The 6758-nt window shown below is 43.3% G+C and carries 9 protein-coding genes and 2 pseudogenes; 10 read left to right on the forward strand and 1 reads right to left on the reverse strand.

Going from position 1 to position 6758, the window contains the following annotated elements; all coding sequences use genetic code 11:
• Positions 1–76: 76 nt before the first annotated feature.
• The 4 genes and pseudogenes from L1N85_RS26330 to L1N85_RS26345 all read left to right on the forward strand — a co-directional run.
• A pseudogene (locus tag L1N85_RS26330) lies at positions 77–895 on the forward strand (Mu transposase domain-containing protein); the annotation flags it as partial.
• On the forward strand, positions 882–1607 hold the full coding sequence (gene istB, locus L1N85_RS26335; RefSeq protein WP_235241986.1) for an IS21-like element helper ATPase IstB: 726 nt from the start codon (positions 882–884) through the stop codon (positions 1605–1607). The pseudogene L1N85_RS26330 and the gene istB, both read left to right, overlap by 14 nt.
• Before the next feature lie 16 nt (positions 1608–1623).
• Positions 1624–1902 carry a hypothetical protein gene (locus L1N85_RS26340; protein WP_235241987.1) on the forward strand — a complete coding sequence of 93 codons (279 nt, stop codon included), beginning with the start codon at positions 1624–1626 and terminating at the stop codon, positions 1900–1902.
• Positions 1903–2029: 127 nt separating this feature from the next.
• Positions 2030–2254, forward strand: coding sequence for a DUF5348 domain-containing protein (locus tag L1N85_RS26345; protein WP_235241988.1), 225 nt, complete (start codon positions 2030–2032; stop codon positions 2252–2254).
• Positions 2255–2296: 42 nt separating this feature from the next.
• On the opposite strand, the gene L1N85_RS26350 is transcribed toward L1N85_RS26345, so the two are convergent.
• Complete coding sequence (locus tag L1N85_RS26350; protein WP_235241989.1) at positions 2297–2677, reverse strand: hypothetical protein; 381 nt, start codon at positions 2675–2677, stop codon at positions 2297–2299.
• A 73-nt stretch (positions 2678–2750) separates the two neighbouring features.
• Here L1N85_RS26350 and L1N85_RS26355 point away from each other — a divergent pair.
• The 6 genes and pseudogenes from L1N85_RS26355 to L1N85_RS26380 all read left to right on the forward strand — a co-directional run.
• Positions 2751–3269, forward strand: a pseudogene (locus L1N85_RS26355) (DEAD/DEAH box helicase family protein); the annotation flags it as partial.
• A gap of 73 nt (positions 3270–3342) precedes the next feature.
• Positions 3343–3510, forward strand: a complete 168-nt coding sequence (locus L1N85_RS26360) for a hypothetical protein (protein WP_235241990.1) — start codon at positions 3343–3345, stop codon at positions 3508–3510.
• A gap of 556 nt (positions 3511–4066) precedes the next feature.
• Positions 4067–4252, forward strand: a complete 186-nt coding sequence (locus tag L1N85_RS26365) for a hypothetical protein (protein ID WP_235241991.1) — start codon at positions 4067–4069, stop codon at positions 4250–4252.
• Positions 4253–4345: 93 nt separating this feature from the next.
• Complete coding sequence (locus L1N85_RS26370; RefSeq protein WP_235241992.1) at positions 4346–4777, forward strand: GNAT family N-acetyltransferase; 432 nt, start codon at positions 4346–4348, stop codon at positions 4775–4777.
• Between the two features lie 488 nt (positions 4778–5265).
• A complete protein-coding gene (locus L1N85_RS26375) occupies positions 5266–6099 on the forward strand; it encodes a helix-turn-helix domain-containing protein (protein WP_235241993.1) in 834 nt (277 codons plus the stop codon).
• A 48-nt stretch (positions 6100–6147) separates the two neighbouring features.
• Positions 6148–6708 carry a hypothetical protein gene (locus tag L1N85_RS26380; RefSeq protein WP_235241994.1) on the forward strand — a complete coding sequence of 187 codons (561 nt, stop codon included), beginning with the start codon at positions 6148–6150 and terminating at the stop codon, positions 6706–6708.
• The last annotated feature ends 50 nt before the right edge of the window (positions 6709–6758 follow it).

A 6758-nucleotide genomic window follows, 5' to 3' on the forward strand; every position in this document is an offset into this window, starting at 1 on the left:
GATTGCTAGCCAAAACGGGATTGGATGGACGTTACTTTACATTTCCATGCACTTTCCATTCCCTTTTAAATGAAAAGCTTTTCATTTAAAAGGGAATGTGGAACGAAAGGTCGGATATCATCGAAGCAATATGCTCGTGCCGGTTCCTCGTTTTGAAAGCCTTACAGCCTTTAACAAGGAGCAACTTTCCATTTGCGACCGGGATGCCGAGCGAGAACATTATCGCAAGAATGCGACCATCGCAGAACTGTACAAGGCCGATCAGGCGGCACTCCTGGATTTGCCTGCCGTACCGCTGGATGTCAGCACGTACATCACGGTGAGAACGAATGGATATGGGCGATTGTACTTGCAAAACGGACTGCATGAATACTCCGTATCGCCCAAATTCGCAAAATGCAAGGTGCTCGTTAAAGTGACCGCTACGGAAGTCATTCCACTGGATGACAACCACCGCGAGATCGTCCGGCACGAGCGATGCTATGGCGATCATCGGCAGCAACGCATGCAGTGGCTGCCGTACCTTACACAACTTTCGCGCAGCCCTGGTGCATTGAAATACTCCGGGATCTATGCTTTGCTTCCAGAATCGGTACAACAGTTTCTGGAACGATCGGACAAGGGGGAGAAAGGCAAGGTCTTGCAAGCTATTGCAACCTTGACCGAGAAGAACGGATTTGAATCTGCGGTAGAAACGGTGAAAGATGCCCTCGCCTATGGTGCCGCCGACACCGACAGCCTGTTGAATCTGCATCGGCGAATCCATGGCAACGTAGTCGAACTGGCTCCGATCCGCTTAGCGGGCAATATACCGCATCTTAAACGGGTAAGTTCGGACCTTGCGGTGTATGACGACAAGCTGGGAAAGCGGGTGGATGATCATGCTCACCGATGACATCGCGACTTGCTGTAAGGCGCTTCGACTCAGCCGCAATATTGCCGAGATGTCCGGGAGTATACAGGCGGATAGCCATCAAGCGTATCTTCTGCAGTTGCTGCAGGTGGAACTGGAACACCGGGAAGCAGCAAGAGTAGACAAGCTGTTGAAACATGCCGGCTTCTACAGTCTCAAGGCATTTGCAGACTTTCAGTTTGATGAAGTTACATTACCTGCTGGATTGACGCCGGAATCGCTCAAGAATCTGGATTTCCTTCGGAACAACACCAATCTTGTCATGTATGGCAATGTGGGTACGGGAAAAACCTTCTTGTCCATTGCCTTAGGCGTTGAGGCGTGCAAACAAGGGATCGAGACCAAATTTTATCGAACGGCCGCGTTTGTGAATCGGCTTTCAGAAGCGAAGAAGAGCGGCACCTTATCCACATTGATGAAACAAATCGCAAAGGCAGAGCTGGTCATCTGCGATGAATGGGGATACGTGCCCCTAGATCGAACGGGCGCTCAGCTGTTGTTTGAAGTCATTTCGGAATGCTATGAGCGCAAGACACTTATCATTAATACGAACATCGAATTTTCACGCTGGGTAAACGTATTCTATGATGAACAAATGACTGGAGCCATCCTGGATCGCGTGTTGCACCACTGCCATTTGCTATTATTCCCGGGAACCAGTCATCGAATGAGAGAGTCGAGATTGGCCCAATGACAAGGAGGCATGAAGAGTGAACAAGACCATCCATAGCCACAATGCTGAACCGCTCGTTGACGATTTGACGCTGGAAGCCCGAGAAGAACAGGAAACAGAAGAACTCATGGCAGGCTTGGCTGCCTACGCGCGAAGTCTTGAATTGCAGATTGTTCAACTGCGATGCCAGATCAATGAGCTTACGCCTGCAGGCCAAGAGAAACCCTTCCCGGAACTGCATACGGACTTGTACGAGTCCTTTGACCAGTATGCCGCCTATGGGAAATTCGAGCACGTGTTACAGTCGCTTAAATAACGATTAGGCGGGGGGCTTAAAGGCAAGCAAAGGGCGGGTCACTCGTCGTCCTCCCCTTGCTTTGACTTGTATGAAACTAAGGAAAGAAGGGAATTCATGGGGAAATATTTATTCATGAGGTGAAACGATGCGAAGTAAACGCACGATGCGGTATGATCCGACATCGGATCAATGGATTGTAGAACTGCAGGGACGCAGATATGGGTTAAACTGTGGAGAAACATTGAATCTCTACATTGACGGAGAGCCGGTCCCATGTTCAGTAGAATTGGATCGGCAAAAGTGGTATTTCATCATGAAGGACATCCGGTTTTATTTACGAGAGTCAGATGAATATATGGTGAGCATCTAAAACTAATGGGTACCCGCTGCAGTCTACGGAATTCCCAGTAATTTATTGATGAACTTGATCAATATATGGTAGTATCGCCTGCTGTGGCTGACCTGAAAATTCCCCACCAAGGGTGAGGAAAAATATTTTGCAAAAGTGAGGAATTTTCACTTGCAAAAAACACTCATCGGTCAATTTGTATATGACATTCTCCGATTTAAAGACATTCTCTGTATGATCGAATATGATCACATGGAATTCTCTGTTTCTCCACTCTGTTCGGATTACCTTGAAAGCTTGATTTTTCACAAGATCAATAAACCGATCATGATAGAGAGTTAATTCGATTCCGGTTAAATAGCCGCTTTCATCCATATCATTGCCATATTCCGTGTCATAATCTTCCTCATAATCAGCTTCAAAAGTGTTCGCGGCAACTCTCATTCTATCAAAAAAAGGAGCAAGTGGTGTATCTGTTATGTAAGGTATGCTGATTTAAACCGCGCAATCTGGAACAGTTGAACATGAGCTTTCACTAGGCCAATTCCCTTCACCAGAAGCCCTCTGGACTCGCTATAAGCAATATAAAGGTATTGACCAAAAAGCTGAAGAAACAATCACACAGGATTATTATTTTGCTCAAGACTCTAAAAGTCCAAGGTATTACGAACGAATTGCTATCAACAGAACGGTTGAAGCAATTACCAAAGGACAAGATCGTATATTAGTTGTTATAGCAACGGGGACGGGTAAAACATATACCGCCTTTCAAATTATTTATCGTCTTTGGAAGTCTAAGTTGAAGAAGCGGATTCTATTCTTAGCAGATCGCAATATTCTTGTTGATCAAACAATGGCGAATGATTTTGCTCCTTTTGGAGATAAAATGATTAAAATTAAAAACCGGAAAGTCGATAAATCCCATGAGGTTTATTTAGCTTTATATCAAGGCATTACAAGTACAGAGGAATTTCAAGATGTATATAAAGAGTTTTCTCCTGGCTTTTTCGATCTTATTGTGATCGATGAGTGCCATTGTCAAAGAGCTGGCGCTTCATGAGTGCCTCCTGTGTGATTTGAACCAAATCTTTGGCTTCGCAGGACAGTCCATGGTGATACGTGACAATGGCTCAATCAAACACATCAATGATGCTCAGCAGGAAGAAGAAGCGTTGCCCGCCTTTAATCCAACCATACTTAATATCCGTTTCCCACAGTTGATTGGAACCGGTGATGAGCCGATTATTCGCAAGTATTTTGTGATACTTGATCTTTAGTTTGCACTGTGGACGCAGCACGTTCATTAGCTTACACAAGCGGTACACTTTTTTTTCTTGTTTATCACCAGTTGGTGATTGCGCCGCAAGATTTTCGTCAGCTTCCGATATCCATAGTTGGATGTATACTCATCAGCTAGCAGCTCCATGATCCATTCACAGATCTGCTCGTCACTTACTGGCGTTCCATCTTTCGCATATGAGTAACCAGGTGCGGGCGACCGCTCCTGTGGATCGTCTCAGGTTCCTTCTTGCTTTTATTCACATGTGCATAATCCTCTGCAGTAGGCACAAACTTTGCTTGTTTGAAGGTTTCCCCATCCAATTGATCGAGATCCTTTCGATCCAGATCTCTGGCCTACTGTCCAAGTCTGCTAGGGGGCTAAATAGAAAGCAATCCAAGTAAATGTTCACGCACTCCAATGAACTTTCAATTTCTTGCTCTATACCAGGTTGAATAAAAACGGCTGCTATGTACGAAGTGCGGCTACGATGGTATAATCTAGTAAATGCGGGCATACTGATAAGAATCAATAGATTCGGAGGAGTGTCTGTAATGAAAAAACGAAAGGTGGACCTGAATATGGCTACACAAATTGCAGAAACCCCCACCCTTCATGGGGAAGATGCGGAACAGGTACTTAAAGAGATCACTCAGGTGCCAAGCAAAGAAGAAATGGACAAGCTTCGTGAGAAGTTGCGACAAGCACGCTACGGCATATTACGTCGAGATCGGGGCTAACACATGCAAGTTAACCCCCGTTCCCTTCTTATTACGAGAATGGCCGCAGAGGACTTACCATGCCTGGAGACTTTCGACTGCGGTGACGACGAAATGAATCGATTTCTACGCACGGAGTGCTTTAATGAGCAGGAACTGGGACTCAATTCCACGACCTTGCTCTTTTTTAATGGACAATTAGCGGCATTTGTTTCCTTGTGCGCCGATAAGCTTGCTTTGAATGATTTTGAGGGTGAAGGCCTTCCTCGAAAAAGCGTCCCTGCAATCAAAGTCGCTCGGCTTGGGAGAGACAGAAGGTTCACCCAGTATAAATTCGGGCGGCGTCTCATGTATGAAGTTTTTTCAATCGCCCTCGATATTGCTGACAATCACTTAGGTGCCCGGTACATAACACTTGATGCGTATCCAAATCGCGTTGATTTTTATGAATCACTGGGGTTTGTGGACAACGAACCCAACAGGAAAGACCGTAGAACAATTAGTATGAGACGTGATATTTATAGTGACTTTGAATTAGATATGTGAATTGGTAAAAGCCTCTACTACTTGGCAGAGGCTTTTTGTTCTCGAAAGCGACTCACGCTGTTCTAGAATAAGAAATGCAATTATCGTCACAATACGTCCGGTTTGATGAAGGTAGACTGGAAAAGTAAAGGAAGGCAAACGCACTCCAATAAACATTCAGTTCTCTACCCTGCAATAAAATCCTGTTACGGAAAGCGTTCTTGAATACAACAGGTATTTCAAAGTGCAGATGAAAACTAGTTAAAGAATCGAAATAAATCTGTATAGTATTTGAGAATTAAGGGCATATCGTATAAGTTCTGTTACCATTGATCACTCAACACATGTGGAGTTCTGTGTGTTGCTTACAAAAAAAATGTAGTCCTGAAATAGAGATTTCCGAAAGTCGGAAAGAAGCCCGACAGATCATACGTTTGAGTAAAAGGATAGACTGGAAAAGTTGAGCAGTTTGAAAGAAAATTAATTAAAACTACCGGAGTTGGAAGTGGATGAACATTAGGTTTGAAAAGCCTTGTGCACTTTTGCAGCCTTTTATTGAATGTTATTGGTCATGGGAAAGTCATAAGTCTGAAAACGAACAGCACAATCTTCTAAGAGTTATTCCGAGTACTAACATGGAAGTGGTACTTTACTATAAAATGCCATTTTCCTTTTTGGATCTCAAGGGAAACTGTCATCAGTTGCCACAAAGTCACATAGTGTTTTGGATGAATGAGTCGTTTTTATTATCGCTTCCGAAGGGGAAAGAAATTGGCTTTGTGGCTATACGGTTTCGACCGGGCTGTTTTCGACATTTCTATAAAGGGATAACTGATGAATTAATTGAAACATTTCTTCCAATGCCAGAAGTGTGGGGGACTTCCGGGATGGAATTAGCTGATCGTGTCATGGATGCAACGTATTTTGAGGAGCGAATTAGGCTGATTGAGTCATTTCTACTCGAACAGCTAGCATTAAATGTGAAAAATAACGACATGATTAATTATGCTGTTACTGCTCTTTTGAAGCACACTGGAAATATTAAGATTGGGGATATCATCCACTCATCACATGTTGGTGAGAGGCAATTTCAGCGACTGTTTAGACAATCAATAGGCATACCTGCTAAACAATTTCAGAGGCTTGTACGATTTGAATCCACCATTAAGCAGTTAATGCGAAATCATAACTTAGACCCCTTAACTACTATTCTCGAGCATGGATACTATGACGAGTCTCACTTTTACAAAGAATTTCAGCACTTTATCCCTACCACGCCTAGAGACTTGTTGTTGGATAAAAGATATATGTCGCTTTTTTACAATACTCCTACTGAAGGATAAGTTAGAATTGAACTATCACGGAGGTTATAAAGGAGATGTTGAGAAGCGATGCTGATCGATCACTTTATTAGACAAAGTCACTTTGAAGAAATACATGCAATTGATATAGCCAGTACACCTGAAGATGTATACCGAACGATTAAACAATTGGATTTCAGACGATCAAAGATCATTAAGTTTCTATTTTGGCTAAGAGGGATACCTGAAGCAGCCTTGAAGCTTGAAGGTTTTTTAGATATTGGCTTCATAATACTAGCCGAAAAAGCTGGAGAGGAAATTGTATTGGCTGAAGTGGGTAGACCGTGGAAGCTAAAAGGTGATTTACAATTGCTCAATGCTGATCAGTTTTGTTCATTGGAAGACAGCGGTTTTGTCAAAATTGTTTGGAATTTTCATGTTGTCCGGGTAAATGGCAATAGTCGTGTTACAACAATTACACGGGTCTACTGTACGGATCAACGTTCAAAGAGATTGTTTGCAGTATATTGGTTATTTATTGCCCCTTTTAGTAAATGGATTCGACGTATTATACTACGGCTAATCAAAACTGATGTAGAGACTAACCCTATCTGTCAGAATAGTTGTCATACCCCACAAATCAAAGTATAGTGAGGATAACGATGACGAGGTGAGAGATTATGAAGCCAGTGAACAAGAAA

This window comes from Paenibacillus alkaliterrae (assembly GCF_021532375.1).
GTDB lineage: Bacteria > Bacillota > Bacilli > Paenibacillales > Paenibacillaceae > Pristimantibacillus > Pristimantibacillus alkaliterrae.

Excerpts from the sequence above, each read along its gene's own strand:
- istB (WP_235241986.1), top strand. The coding sequence starts at position 882 with ATGCTCACCGATGACATCGCGACTTGCTGTAAGGCGCTTCGACTCAGC.
- L1N85_RS26345 (WP_235241988.1), top strand. The coding sequence starts at position 2,030 with ATGCGAAGTAAACGCACGATGCGGTATGATCCGACATCGGATCAATGG.
- L1N85_RS26350 (WP_235241989.1), bottom strand. The coding sequence starts at position 2,677 with ATGAGAGTTGCCGCGAACACTTTTGAAGCTGATTATGAGGAAGATTAT.
- L1N85_RS26360 (WP_235241990.1), top strand. The coding sequence starts at position 3,343 with ATGGTGATACGTGACAATGGCTCAATCAAACACATCAATGATGCTCAG.
- L1N85_RS26365 (WP_235241991.1), top strand. The coding sequence starts at position 4,067 with ATGAAAAAACGAAAGGTGGACCTGAATATGGCTACACAAATTGCAGAA.
- L1N85_RS26370 (WP_235241992.1), top strand. The coding sequence starts at position 4,346 with ATGAATCGATTTCTACGCACGGAGTGCTTTAATGAGCAGGAACTGGGA.
- L1N85_RS26375 (WP_235241993.1), top strand. The coding sequence starts at position 5,266 with ATGAACATTAGGTTTGAAAAGCCTTGTGCACTTTTGCAGCCTTTTATT.
- L1N85_RS26380 (WP_235241994.1), top strand. The coding sequence starts at position 6,148 with ATGCTGATCGATCACTTTATTAGACAAAGTCACTTTGAAGAAATACAT.